Origin of the sequence: Pseudomonas syringae group sp. 26L6 (genome assembly GCF_032587815.1) — a bacterium.
Taxonomy (GTDB): Bacteria; Pseudomonadota; Gammaproteobacteria; order Pseudomonadales; family Pseudomonadaceae; genus Aquipseudomonas; species Aquipseudomonas amygdali.
The window spans coordinates 73,742-88,804 of record NZ_JAWHPJ010000055.1 but is presented as its reverse complement, the minus strand read 5'-3'; the positions used below and the strand labels follow the sequence as shown (position 1 = coordinate 88,804).

Genomic DNA, 15,063 nt, shown 5'->3' with positions numbered 1-15,063 from the left:
TTACCAGTTCCGGCGTTTGATGCGGGTCAGTTCGCGTTCCAGTTCGACCAGTGCCTGATCGACCGGAATATCGCCCGCCAGCACGCTATGCACCCGATCGAAGAATGCGTTGGAGACGCGTGGGTAGCCGTTGGCCGTGATCGCGGCGGGGCGCATAACCCCATTGCTGAGGATGCCGTGCAACTGGGTGTAGTAAGGCATCGCCGCGAGCAACTCGGGGTCGGCATAAAGTGACTCGATAACCGGGTTGTAAGCGCCTGCCAGGGCACGCTGTTTTTGCTGCTGGGCACTGGTCAGGTACGCAACCAGTTCTGCCGCCAGTTTGGGGTTGCGGCTGTAGCGCGAAACCGCCAGGCCCCAGCCTCCGAGCGTTGAAGCGTGGGTGCCGTTCGCGCCGCCACTGGGCAGGGGCGCGACGCCGACCTTGTCTTTTATCGCGCTGTCCTTGCTTTGCACCAAGGCCCAGACGTAAGGCCAGTTGCGCATGAACAGCGCGTTTCCCGACTGGAATACGCCACGGCCTTCTTCCTCGGTGTAGTTAAGTACGCCGGGCGGTGAGATCTCGCCGATCCAGCTTTTTGCCAGGGTCAGCGCGACTCGTGAGGCCTGGCTGTTGACCACGATGTCTCCGCGCGGGTTGACCAGTCCGCCGTCCGGCTGGCTGCTGATCCATTCCAGGGCGTTGCACGTCAGGCCTTCATAGGCGCGCCCCTGGAACACGTAGCCCCACATAGTGGCATTCCCCGCATCGCGTTCGGCTTTTTGCACTTTTTTGGCGGTAGCGGTCATGTCCTCCCAGGTCTGGGGGACCGGCTGCTGGTACTTGTCGAGCAGATCCTTGCGGTAATACAGCAGCCCCGAGTCGGTAAACCAGGGCATCGACACCAGCCGGCCGTCGACGGTGGCGTTGTCCACCTGTGCCTGGAAATAGCCTTGTGTCGCATTTGCCGGAAGCAGTTCGCGCAGATCCGTCAGGTGTTTGGCGAGCATCCCCGGCCACACCATGTCGATTTGAATGATGTCGATGTCGGTGGACTTGGCGCTGAGGATCTGCTGGTAGAACGACAGGCGTTCGGTTGCCGAGTTAGGCGTGGAAACCACTTGAACGTTGTTGCCGGTCTGTTTTGACCAGCTATCGACTGCCTCCTTGCACAGTTGCAATTCAGCGCCGACGGCCCCGCACGAGATCGTCAGATCGGCTGCGTTCGACAGCGCAGAAAACCCGGCAGACAGGGTGAGCAGCGCGACGGGAAGAAGAGATTTCAGCTGTTTCATAGAGCCCTCTTTATTTTTGTTTTTATAAAAGTTAACGTTAACATCGTCAATGTAACAGCGCATTTTCGATGTGGCACCCTTTTTTCTCCGATTTGCACAATTTTGTGCTGAAGGAAAAAGGCTCGGCCAACGTCACGAAAACAATAAAAACAAAACAGGAAGTCCACATGCAGAACGCATCAAGATGGCTACTCGCAGGGGTACTCGGCACCTCGACAACCGTCTCTCAGGCCGCGACTCTGGAAGAGCGGATGGCTGCATTTGAAGCTTGTGCCAGCGCTGCTGAACGGCGTGCCGCCGCAGCCGAACAGCAAACCCAGGCGCTCGCCAGGGAGCTTCAGCAACTCAAACTCTCGACCCCCGCTTTGCAGCCTGCCGCCCCGGCTGTGTCGTCCAGTCCAGCACCCGCCCTGGATGATCGCGTGGCAAAGCTCGAAGCCCGCCAGCAAAGCATGGAGAAGCCAGGCAGTGCCAGACACCTCTCCGACGGGTTCAGCTTCAAGGGTTATGCTCGCTCTGGTCTATTGATCAACGACGGTTTGGGCGGCGGTCGCGGCGGCCCTTATACGACCCCGGCCGGTTCAGTCGGTGGAGCGGTCGGGCGCCTGGGTAACGAAGACGACACCTACATGCGCTTCGATCTGTCGAAAGAAATCTACGCGCAGAACGGCACGCGTTCCAAATTCACGGTCTCCATCGCCGATGGCGTTGAAAGCTATAACGACTGGACAGCCGAAGAAAGCAGCCTGAACGTGCGTCAGGTATTTACCGAACTCGATCATATCGCCGCCTTCAAGGGTAATTCGGTGTTCGAGAACGCCACGCTGTGGGCCGGCAAGCGCTTCGACAGGGATAATTTCGATATCCACTGGCTGGACTCGGACGTGGTCTTTCTGGCCGGTACCGGTGGCGGTATCTACGATGTGCAGATGAACAAGGACTGGCGCTCGAACTATTCCTTGATTGGACGTAACTACGGAGATTTCAGTGAGGGCGGCGTCGATGCCGATGTGGAAAGCTACATCCTGACCTCCAACCAATTCTTCGACAATGGTCAGTGGCAGTGGATGTTCAACGCCATTGGCGCAAAGAAAAACGACGTCGGCACGCGCACCAATCGAGCGGGTTTTGCGCCCGCAGATTCAGGCCTGCACACCATGTTGGCGAATCACCAGAAAGACTTTTTCGGCAGGGAAGGCTTCTTCAAGACGGCGTTGCTCTATGGGCAGGGCCTGGGGGCTCAGGTCAAGGACATTGGCGCGGATGGCGAACTGATCGACGACGCCCGCGCGGTGCGTCTGGCGATGTATGGCGAGACGCCTATTGCGCCGGGGTGGCGCATCGGTCCCAGCTTGCTGGCCGAGCAGAGCAAAGACCGATACGTCAAAGGCGACGATTACCGCTGGCTCACTCTGAACATGCGCCTGGCCAACGAGATCAACAGTAACTTCGAGATGGCCTACGAGCTGAGTTGGCAAACCATGGACCTTGACCCCAAAGGCTACCTGCAACGCAATGCAGTCGACGGCAACTTCTGGAAATTCACGGTTGCGCCGACCTTCAAGCCGGACATGGGTGACCTGCTAACGCGTCCCGAATTGCGAGTGTTCGCAAGCCTGATGAACTGGTCTTCTGATCTGGACCGATACAGCACGAGCGGCAACTTCGGCAAAACCGACTTCAACTCCGGTGGTGTCTGGCAATTTGGCATTCAGATGGAAACCTGGTTTTAGTGAGGTATTTCAGAAGTGCCAGTGAACAGTCAGGCTCAGTGCGATGCTGCGTGAGTGTCATGAGAAATTACCCGTCTACCTATCGAGTGGTTCCTTCAACCGCGCTTCATCATGAAAATAAAAAACAGCCCTCCCAACAATGCCGTCGCAATACCTATAGGCAGATCCTCTGGCGCGATAAGCGTGCGGGAGACGACATCCACCCAGATCATCAATAAAGCACCCAGAAGCGTGGCGACGGGCAACAGTCGTCGATGTTCCGAGCCCACCAGACGTCTGGCGATGTGCGGCACCATCAGGCCGACGAAACCTATGGAGCCGCACAGCGCAACCAGCACGCCGGTCATCAGTGAGGCGATCAGGAAAACCAGCAGGCGCACGTTGCGTACTTGCAGACCAAGGCTTGTGGCGGTCTGATCGCCGCCCATCAATGCGTTCAGGGAACGACCCAGCCCTTGCAAAAGAACCCAGCCAGACAGAACCGTGATCAGTGGCACAACGAGCAGCTCCCAGCGCGCCAGCCCCAGGCCGCCGAGCATCCAGAACAGCACTGAGGAGCTGGCGCGGTGATCGCCCAGAAACAACGACAGGTTAGCGATCGCCATCATTACAAAGGACACGGCCACGCCGCCGAGCAGCAGGCGTTGGCTGTCCAGTCGGCCTTTGTGGCTGGCCAGCCACAGCACCAGGCACAGGCTGACCAGCGAGCCGACAAACGCAGCCAGTGGCAATGTCAGCGTGCCAAGCACTTCTCCTACATGCATGACCACGATAACCGCGCCAAGTGTCGCGCCCGAGGTCGCGCCCAGCAGGTGAGGGTCTGCCAGCGGGTTGCGCGTCGCGGCTTGCAGGACGCTGCCGATCAGAGCCAGTCCCGCGCCTGCCAGTACGCCCAGTAACACGCGGGGCGTGCGTATCAGCCAGACGATGGTTTCCTGTCCCGCGGTCCAGAGAGGTGGGTTTTCGCTGGCGCCGAACAGCTTGAACATCAGGATATCCATCACCCGGTTCAACGGCACAGGGGCCGCGCCGAAGGTGATGCACACCAGACATGACATCAGCAGCACGAGCGTCAGAGTGATCAGCAAACCCGTGTAACGGCGAGGGTGCTCGGTCAGCCACTGCGCCAGGGTCATCGCGTCACGTCATGAAATGCTGCTGCAAGCGTCTCGATGGCCGCGACGTTGTCGATGCCTGGCGTCACCGCCACGTAGGGCAGCACGACATAGCGTCGGTTGCGGATCGCGTCGATGGATTGCAGCGCCGGGTTGCTTTCAAGGAAGTGCTGTTTCTGCGCGGCGCTGACTTCGCCGTAGTCGACGATCAAGATAACCTCGGGGTTGCTTTGCACAACCGATTCCCAGTTGACGTGGGTCCAGCTGGCCGCGACGTCGCCCATGACATTCTGCCCGCCCGCGGCGCTGATCAGTGCCTGGGGTATGGCCAGACGCCCGGCGGTCATGGGCCGGTCTTCACCGCTGTCATACAGGAAAACCCTGGGCGACGATTTGCCTGCCACGCTTGCCTGAACCTCGCTCACGCTGCGGCGCATTTGCGCAACCAACGCCTCTGCGCGGGCCTGCACGTCGAATATCCGGCCCAGGTTCAGCAAGTCGTTGTAGACATCCGCAAGTGTGGCTTCAGCGCGCGGCATTATCTGCGCGCAGGACTCGGTCAGTTCATAGGCCTGAATACCCAATGGGGCCAGGCTCTGCGGCGTGACGTCGCCACCCACCCGCATGCCATAGTTCCAGCCGGCAAAATAGAAGTCGGCGTTGGCATTGAGCAGTGTTTCCAGAGAGGGGTATTTGCTGGCCAGCTCGGGCAGGTTGCCAAGGTCGCGCAGCAGGGCCTGATCAGGTTTGTTCCAGCCGGTGATGCCGCTGTAGCCGACCATGTGTGATTGCAAACCCAGGGCAACCATCATTTTGGTGAGGTTTACATCGTTGCTGACTGCACGCTGCGGCGCAGCCGTGAAGGTCACCGAGCGGTCGCAGCTTTGCACGGTGACGGGGTAGGCGCTGGGTTGCGCTTGCACCATCGGGCTGCACAACAAGGTAATCAAAGCCAGGCGGGTGAGCAGGGTGTTCATTTCAGGGTATCCAGGTAATGCGCGGGTAATCACGCAGAGGGTGGCTGTCGACCAGCGCCTTGGCGCCGAATACGTGGAGCAGCATTTCCGGGGTCAGCACTTCCTGGGGCGTGCCTTGCGCAATGAGCCTGCCGTGATGAATGACACACAGGCGATCACAGAATGCCGCCGCCAGATTCAGGTCATGGATACTGGCCAGCGTCGCCACGCCGAGCTGCTTGACCAGCCCCAGCAGTTCCAGTTGATGGCGCGGGTCCAGGTGATTGGTCGGCTCGTCCAGCACCATTAACCGAGGTTCTTGCACCAGTGCCCGCGCCAGCAGGCAACGCTGTTTCTCGCCGCCGGACAATGTGTCGAACCGATGCTGTTCATAGCCCGCCAGCCCTACGGCGTTCAAAGCGCTCTGCACAATCGCGCGGTCGTGGGCGCTGTCCGCAGCGAAGAAGCCCTGATGAGGCGCGCGGCCCATGCTCGTCACGTCCAGCAGCGTCAGGCCGAATGCATCGGGGAATTCCTGAGCAACCACTGCGACGTGCCGGGCGCACCAGCGCGGGCTGCGGGACCAGATATCGTGAGCGCTGATCGCAACCTTGCCACTGTGCGGACGACTGTAGCGGAATGCGCAGCGCAGCAGGCTGGTCTTGCCGCTACCATTGGGACCGATCAGGCCGACAAACTCGCCGGCAGCGATCTGCAGGTCGATATCTTTCAGGGCGAAGTGTTCGTGCGCGCAGACCGACGCCTGTTCCGGCGCCCATGCGATACGCTCTAGCGCAAGCATCAGAAACTCAGGTCCGCAGTCACGTACAGCGAGCGGGGTTCACCCAGAATCCATTGCTGGCCTTCGTTGTACTGACTCGCTGCGTATTGCCGATCAAACAGATTGCGCGCCTGCAAGCCGAGCGTGGTATTGCGCAGTGCTTTCCATGACAGGCTGGCGTCGGCCACGGTGTAGGCGGGCAGTTCGCTGGTGTTGGCGATATCGGCGTATCGGCTGTCGACGTAGCGCAGCCCGGCGCCGATCTGTACAGCGCTGCCGAGCTGTTTGTCGAGCCACAGGTTGGCCGTGCGCTTTGGCACATCGACGGGTGTATTGCCGTCACGCGAGACGGCCACGCCCGATACGCTCTGATCAAATTGGTCATAGCGCGCACGAACGAAGGCCGCGTTGGCGGTCAGGGCCCAGTCCTGCGGCAGTTGCAGCTTCATGCTGGCCTCAAGCCCGTCGGAAGACTGCTGGCCTACCTGTTGGGTGAGGTCAGGATTGCCGGCATCGGTAGTGAGCAGCTTTTTCTTGACGATATGGTAAGCCGCCAGCGTCCACTCCAGGCGCTGGTCCCACAGGGCCTGTTTGAAACCCACCTCCGATTGCCTGGCGGTGGCGAGGTCGAATTGTTGCTGTGTGGGGTTGAGCGAGACAAGGCTGCCAACGCCATCGGTGCTGGTCGAGTATTGAGCGTAGGCAGAGCTGTCCGGCGTCAGCGCGTAAACCAGTCCGATTTTCCAGTTGTTGCCGATCAGGTCCTTTTCTGTGCGGCTGTCATCACGCAGGGCGTTGCGTTCGATATCCACGTAGTCACGGCGCACGCCTGTGATCACCGAGAGTTGGTCGCTCAGTTGCGTGCGGTTTTCCCCGAAGACCGACAGTTGTCGGGTCGTGCTTTTGAACAGCTCCGAATAGGGCGACGCACTCTGAAGATTGCCCGGTGCCGGATGTTCGATATCAATGGGGTCTCCCGCGGGATTCACATCGTTGTAGGGCGAATTGTTGGTCAGCTTGAAACGGATACGGTTGACGTCCATTCCCAGCACACTCTGGCTATCCAGCCCGCCCAGGCTGTGTTTGAAGGTGAACGTCTGCCGATCTCCCACCTGCTCCTGATTGTGCTTGATGCTGAAATAGCCGCTGCGCGACAGCTGCTGAGTAGCAGCGTCCCAGTTGTAGTTTTCGGCGTTCTGCCAGCGTCGGTGCGAGGTCAGGTAGTAAAGCTCGTTGGATGAGGTGAGCCGGTCGGAGATCTGCCAGTCGGTGGTCAGCCGCGTCCATTGGTCGTCGTAATGTTGCTTGTCGTTCTCGATGTTGTAGTTCTTGTCTCGCAAGCCTTCGTGATAACGGCCATTGATCATCGGCACGCCGAAGTAGTTCATCGGGCGCTGATTGCCGCCGTCATGGGCGAGGGTGAACGTCAGGTCTTCGCTGGCCTGCCAGCGCAGGGCACCACTGAAGAAAGTGCTTTGCGAGTCGCCGTCATCGATCCAGCCGTTGCTGCGCAGCTGATTGAGGTTCAAACGGTAACTCAATTGATCGGTTAACGAGCCGCCGCTGTCCAGCGCGGTCTGCTGGGTATCGTACGAACCGTAGCCAAGGCGCAGGTGGTTTTCGATATCGCCTTCAAAAGGTTTCTTGGGAATGACATTGATCACTGCCCCGGTAGCGCCTTCGCCATAGAGTACGGAGGCCGGGCCGCGCAGCACTTCAATGCGGTCGATTGCCCAGGTATCCACCGGCATGGTGACGGTGCCCATGGCGCTGTACATGCGGCTGCCGTCATACAATTGCATCACCGAGCCCTGACCTGTGAAACCACGCGCGGACAACGCCGTGCCTCCGTCGCCGGGTGTACCGATCGCCGTGATACCGGGGCTGCGGGCCACAGCCTGCTGCACATTTTCGTCACCGCGACTGCGCACCTCGTCCCCATTTAGCGAGCTGGTGCTGGCCGGGGTCTGCAAGGCCGTCAATGACAGGCGAGAACCGGCATGGGTAACTGAATCGAGATGCTCTCCATCTTGCGACTGGGCCGTAGCCTTAATCATGGACGGGGCAAGCTCGACCTGTTCGGAAGCGTTTGCGTAACCTGCGCTGCTGGCCAGCAGGCAGAGGGTTGTGACTACACGGCGGGACTGGAAAAGAGGGCTGATCATGGATTGAAGGGTCGCTTTGGAGGACTGCGCTTGATGATTTGTTAGTGTTATAACATAACATTTTGGCGGCGATATACACGTCTGTTTTTCTCCAAGGATGTGAGAAGACCTACGCTTATCACTGGTTAATCAAGAAAAAACGAGCGCAGTCGCTCGAAGTCAGGATTTTCTTTGCTGAGTAAGAAAAACCTGGACGCGTAGACTGACAAAGGATTTTCCCATGCATCTGGCTGGATATGCCCGGCATCAGGAATCGCTAAAGCTCGCGGGCTTCCCTCTGCATCGACCGGCAAGGGTTCAGCCTGTCACGAGGATTGAGCAAACCGGCGAAACCCTGGCCGTGCCTCCAGGCGTTTCGCTCGATCCGGAGGATCTGCCGGGTCATTTACTGTCTCCAAAAACCGCCGCGAGCATTGCGTATATTCAGTGCAGGAAGAGGTGTTTGATTACATCGAAAAAATCACGAACGCCGTGCTCGCTGAGCAGCATGCGGCAAAGAAATATGCTGGGATTACGGATCAATAACGACTCAATAAATCGCCCAGCACCCTGGCGTCAGCAACTCGACGAGATTTTCATCGGGGTCGCGGAAGTAAATGCTTGATCCGCCCCGGGGCCATTCAGTCCGGCCTTCAATGGCGACTTCTGCCTGAGCAAGGCGATCAGCCCAGGGTTGCATCTGGTCGGCGTTGATAGCGAAGCACACATGAATTCGCCCTTGCGCATCATGAGGCGGTATTTCTCCGCCGCTCAGATACTGCGTCTGCAGTGAAGCTCCGCATTTGAACAGCAGCAAGGTACTTACACCGCCCACATTGAATGCCACCAATGTAGGGCTTTCAAACATGACCTCCAGTTCAAGGGTGTCGGAATAAAAGTCCCTGGCCTTGGCGAGGTTCTCTACATAGAGCGCCGTTTCGATAATTTTGTTGAGTCGTAGCATGCGGTGTCATCCCTTCCGTTTTGCGACAAGTCTTCCCTGATCAACGGCTTCTCGTTGATCAAGGGCGTGTGGCAAGTTTTACCGGGAGGCCGACGGGCTGACCAATGCTCGGTTCTTATGTGCGTTATAAGCCTGAACTATTAAAGGACACCGAAGTGGGCCTGCGGGGCATTTCTATGCCCGCCTTGTCACCACCAGCTCCACCGCTGCAATGCGGTCCACGTCTTCGTAACCCTCTTCAAGCAACTCTTCGCCAAACACATCCGGGTCCAGTTCGCGATAGGTCCATGCCAGCGCCGCATGATCGATATCGTTGCGTACGGCCTCGAAGAACGGGTCGTGCTCGCCCACCATGGCCACGCCGGTATAGAGCACCAACGAGCCGCCCGGGGTAAGGCGATCCAGTGATTCGCGCAGGATGCGCACTGACAGGTCCGCGCCCAATGCGTCACCACCGTGGCGGTAGGCGCGGCGTTTGGCGTCTTTCATATACGGCGGGTTGGCAACGATGAGGTCGAAGTTGCCCGTCAGACCCGAGAGGATGTCGCTGTGGCAGCATTGCATGTTTTCCAGCCCGGCCACCCTGGCGTTGGTCTGAGCGAAATGCAGGGCCTTGGGGTTGATGTCGACGGCGTAGACCTGCGCCTGCGGGCGCGCAACTGCGATCAGCAGGGCACCAGCGCCGGTGCCACAGCCGATGTCGACAGCACGGCTGATCGAGTGTGAAGTGCCTTGCAGATGACGATTGATGGAGTGCGCAAAGCGATAGGTATCCGGACCGAAAAACACCGAGTCTTCATCGCCGGTAGGAAACGCGGAATGCACCAGCAACAAGTCATCCAGGCTTGAAAATCTCACCCGGCTCTTCAAGCCGTCTTCGCTGCGTTGAAGAATACCGGCTTCCAAAAGCCCTTGAGCCTCTGCAACCGGAAGCATGGATTCCGGTATCGTACGGCTCCAGCCGAAGACATCCCGCAGTGACGCGGCAATGCGGTTTTCCGAGCGTTGATTGACGTATTGATGAGTCAACGGCGTGGGCGTGATGAAACGATAGCCACTGGTTTTGAGGCGCTGGGCGAGCGCAATCAGCGCGGCGCTGTCGGGCAGTGAATGAGTCATGGGCGGGCTCCTGTCACTCGCTCGGCCATGCTGCTGACAAACAGGCGAGTGGCATGCACCCCGGCGGCTGTCGCGTGCCTTGCCGGGGACATGCTTTCGATCAACGTGGACATCTTCTCGGACGCTGCTGCCGACTCGAGTTTCATGTGCAGCTCGCGCACATCCGGGTCAGCATCCGCCGACACAGGCACGGCAAGAACCGGCGATGGCTGAGCGCCGCCTTGCAGATTGCGGAAACGGGATCGAAATGCTTCCGGCAGCCGCTTGCCGACAGGCTGCTGAGCGCTGCCATCCGACACCCATTCGCCGGCGATCCAGTCGTGCACCAATTGCTTTTCGTAGCCATTGAACACGCCGAACATCGGTGCACCGACCCCTTCGAACAATTTCCAGAAGCGGCTATTGAGAGGGTCTTCGTGACGCTTGATCCAGCCCCTGTTTTGCAGCACGGCAAGAAACTCCGGGATCTGGTCGGGCTCGGCAAGCCACTCGTTGACCGTCTTGCCGTCCAGACGGCAATAGTCGGAATGCATGTGCTGACCAAAGGTCCGCTTGCGCTCCAGCATGGCGATCACTTCCTGCTCCAGATCGAACGACTGGATGACCTGGGTAGAGCCCATGCCCAACTCGTTCAGCCTGTAGCCATTGGCGACACGGCGATAAAATTCGTCGCGTTCCTGGCCCACAGGCAACAGCTCAAGAACGCTCTGCGCAGCCTTGCGTGCGTGGCCGGTGCTGGCGTTATCGATCGTCACATGCAGCGTAAAGTAATAAGGGTCGATGCCCAGTTCATTCAGTTCGAACGATGTGATGAGCAAATGCAGCGGCAGCTGTTCGTAGCCCAGGTTGTAACCAATCACCTCGGGAAGGTACTGCTCGCTCAGTTGCCCCAATGACAGCTGAATGGCGCCTTGCAGGTAGGCATCATCTGCCAGTGGGGCGCTGGTGTCGCAGTCCAGGTCGGCCAGCAACTTGCGATAAAGGGAGACATGATTCTGCGCCTGTTCGCCGTCGCCCAGTTCTTCCAGGTAAGTACGAATCAGACCGTGAAAACGGTAGTCTGCCCAATGCGGCAGCAAGCCATACAGCCATGCACCGTCAACCAGCTTGGTCGGCGCGACCTGCTGAATGAAATACATCGCGTGAGCCTTGGTCTTGAAAAATCGCCTGGGCTGCCCGGCGCGACGTTGTTCAAGGTAGAGCGCATAGTGATCCGCTACGGCCCCTACGTTCTGCTCCATCCAGTGTTCCAGCGCTTCAGGCTGAGCCGGAAGGTCGCAGTTTTCCCGCTCGGCCTGGGCCAGGCAGTGATTCAGAAACATGACCGCATCGTGTTGATATTCTGGAGCACGTTCACTCATCCATGATTGATAGACGGTTTTTGAACAGGCTTCTTCAACGACGGTTTTGACGACGGCATTGCCAGTCATTACTTGAAGAGACGTCATGAAAATCGTACCTCGGCAGTTGAAAATCACGATTGACGCGGTCACGCGAGACTTTCTGTTTTCTATGCAGCGTAGATAAGTGAGTATCGTGATACGGGGAAATTCAGCGTATTTTGCCGAGGGCCGATAGGTGGCAGATGTGGTTATTCCATGAGCACGAATGCCTCGCGGAAAAAATGTATTCTCGTTCTGTGTGCACATCAGGAACAGGCGATCATGGACAACTCACATGGCGTACAGAACCTTGTCTGGCAAACCAGCCAAGTGTCCTCGACAGACCGTGAGCAGCATTTGAAGCAAACGCCGAAAACAGTCTGGCTGACCGGATTCAGCGGCTCCGGAAAATCCACCATAGCGTTTGCACTGGAGCGAGCGTTGATGGACCTTGGCAGGCTTGCGTATACCCTGGATGGCGACAATATACGTCAGGGTTTGTGCCGGGATCTGGGGTTTGCTGCGGCAGACCGTTCGGAGAACATCAGGCGCATCGCTGAAGTCGCCCGGTTGATGAATGACGCAGGCCTGATCGTTATCTCGTCGTTCATTTCGCCCTATGAGGCCGACCGGGAAGCCGCTCGCTCGATCATTGGCCACGAACGCTTCATCGAAGTGTTTATCAGCACACCGCTTGAAACCTGCATTCAGCGTGACCCTAAAGGGCTTTATCGCCGGGCGTTGGCAGGCGAGTTGAAAGACTTTACCGGCATCAGCGCCCCTTACGAACCGCCTGCTGGCGCCGCCCTTTGTCTTGATACCAGTCAATTATCAATGGATGACTGTCTTGAGCGAGTTTTACGACTGCTCAGTCTGAATACATAAGCTGGCTGGCTCACCTGCTGGGTTCAGGATCATCGACATCGGCCTTTTGCTGCAAGCGGTCGGACAGGCTGAACACAGGTTTTGGGCGTGGGTCAAAACGTCTATATCGTCGATAACGATGATGTATTCAGCCCACACAAGGATGATCGAAAATGAACAATTATTTTCGCATGAGCGCCATTGCCATCGTGCTTTCGCTAGGCTCTCAAGTGGCTACCGCTGCGCAGGACGCTGATGACTTTGTAAAAGATGCTTCTGCAGCAGGGATCGCAGAAGTTCTGGTCGGCAAGCTTGTACAGGATGAGAAGGGTGTGTCTGCCGACGTGAAGAAGTTTGCTCAGCAAATGGTCACAGACCACACGGCTGCTAACGATAAGCTGGCAGCGATTGCCAAAGGCAAGAACCTTGAACTGTCCGAGGACCCCATACTGATGGACAAAGCCGAGGCCGCCATTCTGGAAATGCACAAGAAGTCGTTTGATCAAGCGTATGCCAATACTCAGGTCATTGCGCATGAGCAGGCGACCAAACTGTACAAGGAAGAGGCCGAGAACGGTGATGACCCCGAGCTCAAGGCGTTTGCCAAAGCCACGTTACCAATACTTGAGCAGCATCTTGAACATGCGAAAAAACTTTCTGCTGCGCATGGCGACGACGCTGCCAAAAAGTGATGTAACTGTAAAAACGTGATGGGATATTGCGCATGATGACATCTTCCTGGCGAGAGGTAACGTCATGCGGCTATTGAGACGTCACTGAATGATATGACTTTCGGCGCTGCAAACATCTGAGCGTTCGTGAATGAACAAATTTTCTATGGTCATACGAGTCATGGTTATACCCTTTTCAGTAACCGAGTGACTTATCCACAGGCAAGGCTGGTGTCCAGCCTGCCCGGGGACTCGCCTTATAGAACGTGTGCCATTGATGACCGAATGTGATCAGCGTTCTGGCAGGTTGTTATCAAGCAAGGTTCCAACTCCGAAGACCTTCATAGCCATCACCACCTGAAGACCCCGACGTGCGAGCAGCGCCTGAGCCTCGAAAGCACGAAGCCCTTTTACAAACACCACGTCGGTCAACGCAGTATCCAACTCGCCCTGAGACGGGAGAGATTTACGGGAGCGAAGTTTTTTCATGATTCCGTTCTCCTGAACAAGACAGGCTTAAACCCGTTTCAAACATTTTTGCCCTGTACAAAACCAGAACCCAGATCCGCACCGGTAATAGGGTTGGCAGTCGGATCTGACTGGGTCCGCTCCTTCATCATTTCCAGCACTTCTGCATCCTTGGCATCCAGCGTGACGGAAGCAGTGCCATCGCCGCCATCGACAGCCGGTTGTGGCGATTCCACATACTCCCAGACACCGCCCTGGTTCCACGGACCGCGTACATTGGGTTCACCGGACATGTTGAAGTACTTGTTGGTGAATTCCGGCATGCCTGGCAGCTTGCCCTGCGGGAAGTTGGGCTGGATGGCGTGCAGGGCTTTTTCGAAAGACAACTGGTGAGCGATTTCACGTGTCATCAGAAAGCCCAGTGCCTCTTTCACGCCCGGGTCATCTGTCACGTTCATCAAACGCTCGTAAACAATCTTCGCTCTGGATTCCGCAGCGATGTTGGAGCGGAAGTCAGCCGTTGGCTCGCCAATGGTATCGATGTAGGCCGCCGTAAAAGGCACACCGGCAGAGTTGGTCAACGGCGCACCGGCCCCGTACAGCAGGCTGGTGATATGGGAGTCGTTGCCATTGCCGTTGATGGAGCGGTAAAGCTCGCCTTCTTCTTCGATGCCTTCAGCCAATTGACCTTTGGCGCCTTTGTTGAGCATGACAATAATCGAGCCGACTATTTCCAGGTGGCTCAACTCTTCGGTGGCGATGTCCATCAGCAGGTCTTTACGGCCTGGATCCTCCTCGCTCAACCCTTGAGTGAAATAACGTCCGGCTGCTGCCAGCTCGCCTTGGGCACCGCCGAACTGTTCCAGCAGAAGATTGGCCAGTCCAGGGTTTGGTCTAGCTACCCGCACGGTATATTGAAGCCGCTTGTTATGAATAAACATGTCGTATCCTCAGGCGTGATCTTTTGGGAAGCGTCAACCCACCTGGATGGGTTTTATTCAACGCAGTCACTGGATATGAGAAAGCGGGGATGTAGACGTTGCGTATAAATTTAGTGAACGGGATGAACGGCCTGAAAATCCGGGTTCAATAGAATTTTCTTATTCGCTGAATGTTTGAAAAACAACACACTCTTAGTTCAGAGGCCCCGCAGGCAATGCTCAGAGCGTAAGCCGTCTATGTTGGCGAAAAATTCAAAAAAGACGGGTTATAAACAAAGTCTATTAGTTGTCATAGCCTTGCGGCCATCCCTATCGGCATGAGTGAGGGTGGCTATATGATATCGCTTACATTATGGCATTAATATTTTGAATTTTTCGAAAACCCTGCGATCTGTTTTGCGAGTCGACAAAGCAGGAGCACCACAATGGCTGATGAAAAACACTACCGTATCGATTACCTGCTGCATGGCAGTTACAAGACGTTCTATATAAGAGCGGTTGTCATGGACAATAAAGAAGCCTGGCACTGGGCGTCGGTGGATGCAGGATTCGGTGCGATCCCCAAGTACCGTTCCGACCCGGTACCAAAGCTGAGCAAGCCTCAAGCTGAAAAGCTCGGGTTGTCGAACGTGGAGTGGACGAGGGCTTGA

14 protein-coding genes are annotated in these 15,063 nt (G+C 57.1%); 4 read left to right on the top strand and 10 right to left on the bottom strand.

What is annotated here, in order from left to right:
• Complete coding sequence (locus RYA97_RS24175; protein WP_044295457.1) at positions 1-1,275, bottom strand: ABC transporter substrate-binding protein; 1,275 nt, start codon at positions 1,273-1,275, stop codon at positions 1-3.
• 167 nt (positions 1,276-1,442) lie between these two features.
• On the opposite strand from RYA97_RS24175, the gene RYA97_RS24170 reads away from it, so the two are divergent.
• Positions 1,443-3,008 carry a carbohydrate porin gene (locus RYA97_RS24170; protein ID WP_316893228.1) on the top strand — a complete coding sequence of 522 codons (1,566 nt, stop codon included), beginning with the start codon at positions 1,443-1,445 and terminating at the stop codon, positions 3,006-3,008.
• Positions 3,009-3,103: 95 nt separating this feature from the next.
• On the opposite strand, the gene RYA97_RS24165 is transcribed toward RYA97_RS24170, so the two are convergent.
• The 7 genes from RYA97_RS24165 to RYA97_RS24135 all read right to left on the bottom strand — a co-directional run bounded on the left by RYA97_RS24165 (position 3,104) and on the right by RYA97_RS24135 (position 11,535).
• Positions 3,104-4,144: a FecCD family ABC transporter permease gene (locus RYA97_RS24165; protein ID WP_004667166.1), complete on the bottom strand. Its 1,041-nt coding sequence runs from the start codon at positions 4,142-4,144 to the stop codon at positions 3,104-3,106.
• Positions 4,141-5,100: an ABC transporter substrate-binding protein gene (locus RYA97_RS24160; protein ID WP_005781381.1), complete on the bottom strand. Its 960-nt coding sequence runs from the start codon at positions 5,098-5,100 to the stop codon at positions 4,141-4,143. The genes RYA97_RS24165 and RYA97_RS24160 overlap by 4 nt, the downstream gene beginning before the upstream one ends.
• A gap of 1 nt (position 5,101) precedes the next feature.
• A complete protein-coding gene (locus RYA97_RS24155) occupies positions 5,102-5,881 on the bottom strand; it encodes an ABC transporter ATP-binding protein (protein ID WP_005756911.1) in 780 nt (259 codons plus the stop codon).
• Positions 5,881-8,025: a TonB-dependent receptor gene (locus RYA97_RS24150; protein ID WP_316893225.1), complete on the bottom strand. Its 2,145-nt coding sequence runs from the start codon at positions 8,023-8,025 to the stop codon at positions 5,881-5,883. The genes RYA97_RS24155 and RYA97_RS24150 overlap by 1 nt, the downstream gene beginning before the upstream one ends.
• Positions 8,026-8,554: 529 nt before the next feature.
• Complete coding sequence (locus tag RYA97_RS24145) at positions 8,555-8,968, bottom strand: VOC family protein (RefSeq protein WP_005781384.1); 414 nt, start codon at positions 8,966-8,968, stop codon at positions 8,555-8,557.
• Positions 8,969-9,142: 174 nt separating this feature from the next.
• Entirely contained in the window at positions 9,143-10,087 is a 945-nt protein-coding gene (locus tag RYA97_RS24140) for a methyltransferase (RefSeq protein ID WP_005781386.1), read from the bottom strand.
• Positions 10,084-11,535 (bottom strand): iron-containing redox enzyme family protein, encoded by a 1,452-nt coding sequence (locus RYA97_RS24135; RefSeq protein WP_316893222.1) that lies wholly within the window; start codon positions 11,533-11,535, stop codon positions 10,084-10,086. The genes RYA97_RS24140 and RYA97_RS24135 overlap by 4 nt, the downstream gene beginning before the upstream one ends.
• 216 nt (positions 11,536-11,751) lie before the next feature.
• Here RYA97_RS24135 and cysC point away from each other — a divergent pair, with 216 nt between their 5' ends.
• Positions 11,752-12,354 carry an adenylyl-sulfate kinase gene (gene cysC / locus RYA97_RS24130; protein WP_004666622.1) on the top strand — a complete coding sequence of 201 codons (603 nt, stop codon included), beginning with the start codon at positions 11,752-11,754 and terminating at the stop codon, positions 12,352-12,354.
• A 152-nt stretch (positions 12,355-12,506) separates the two neighbouring features.
• Positions 12,507-13,025: a DUF4142 domain-containing protein gene (locus tag RYA97_RS24125; RefSeq protein WP_005781391.1), complete on the top strand. Its 519-nt coding sequence runs from the start codon at positions 12,507-12,509 to the stop codon at positions 13,023-13,025.
• Between the two features lie 270 nt (positions 13,026-13,295).
• Here RYA97_RS24125 and RYA97_RS24120 read toward each other — a convergent pair whose 3' ends face one another.
• Together RYA97_RS24120 and RYA97_RS24115 are read right to left on the bottom strand one after the other, a co-directional pair.
• Positions 13,296-13,493, bottom strand: coding sequence for a hypothetical protein (locus tag RYA97_RS24120; protein WP_005744917.1), 198 nt, complete (start codon positions 13,491-13,493; stop codon positions 13,296-13,298).
• Positions 13,494-13,531: 38 nt separating this feature from the next.
• Positions 13,532-14,413 (bottom strand): manganese catalase family protein, encoded by an 882-nt coding sequence (locus tag RYA97_RS24115; protein WP_002555970.1) that lies wholly within the window; start codon positions 14,411-14,413, stop codon positions 13,532-13,534.
• Between the two features lie 425 nt (positions 14,414-14,838).
• Here RYA97_RS24115 and RYA97_RS24110 point away from each other — a divergent pair, with 425 nt between their 5' ends.
• The gene (locus tag RYA97_RS24110; protein WP_002555969.1) at positions 14,839-15,063 is read left to right on the top strand and encodes a DUF6555 family protein; all 225 of its coding nucleotides are present in this window, start codon (positions 14,839-14,841) and stop codon (positions 15,061-15,063) included.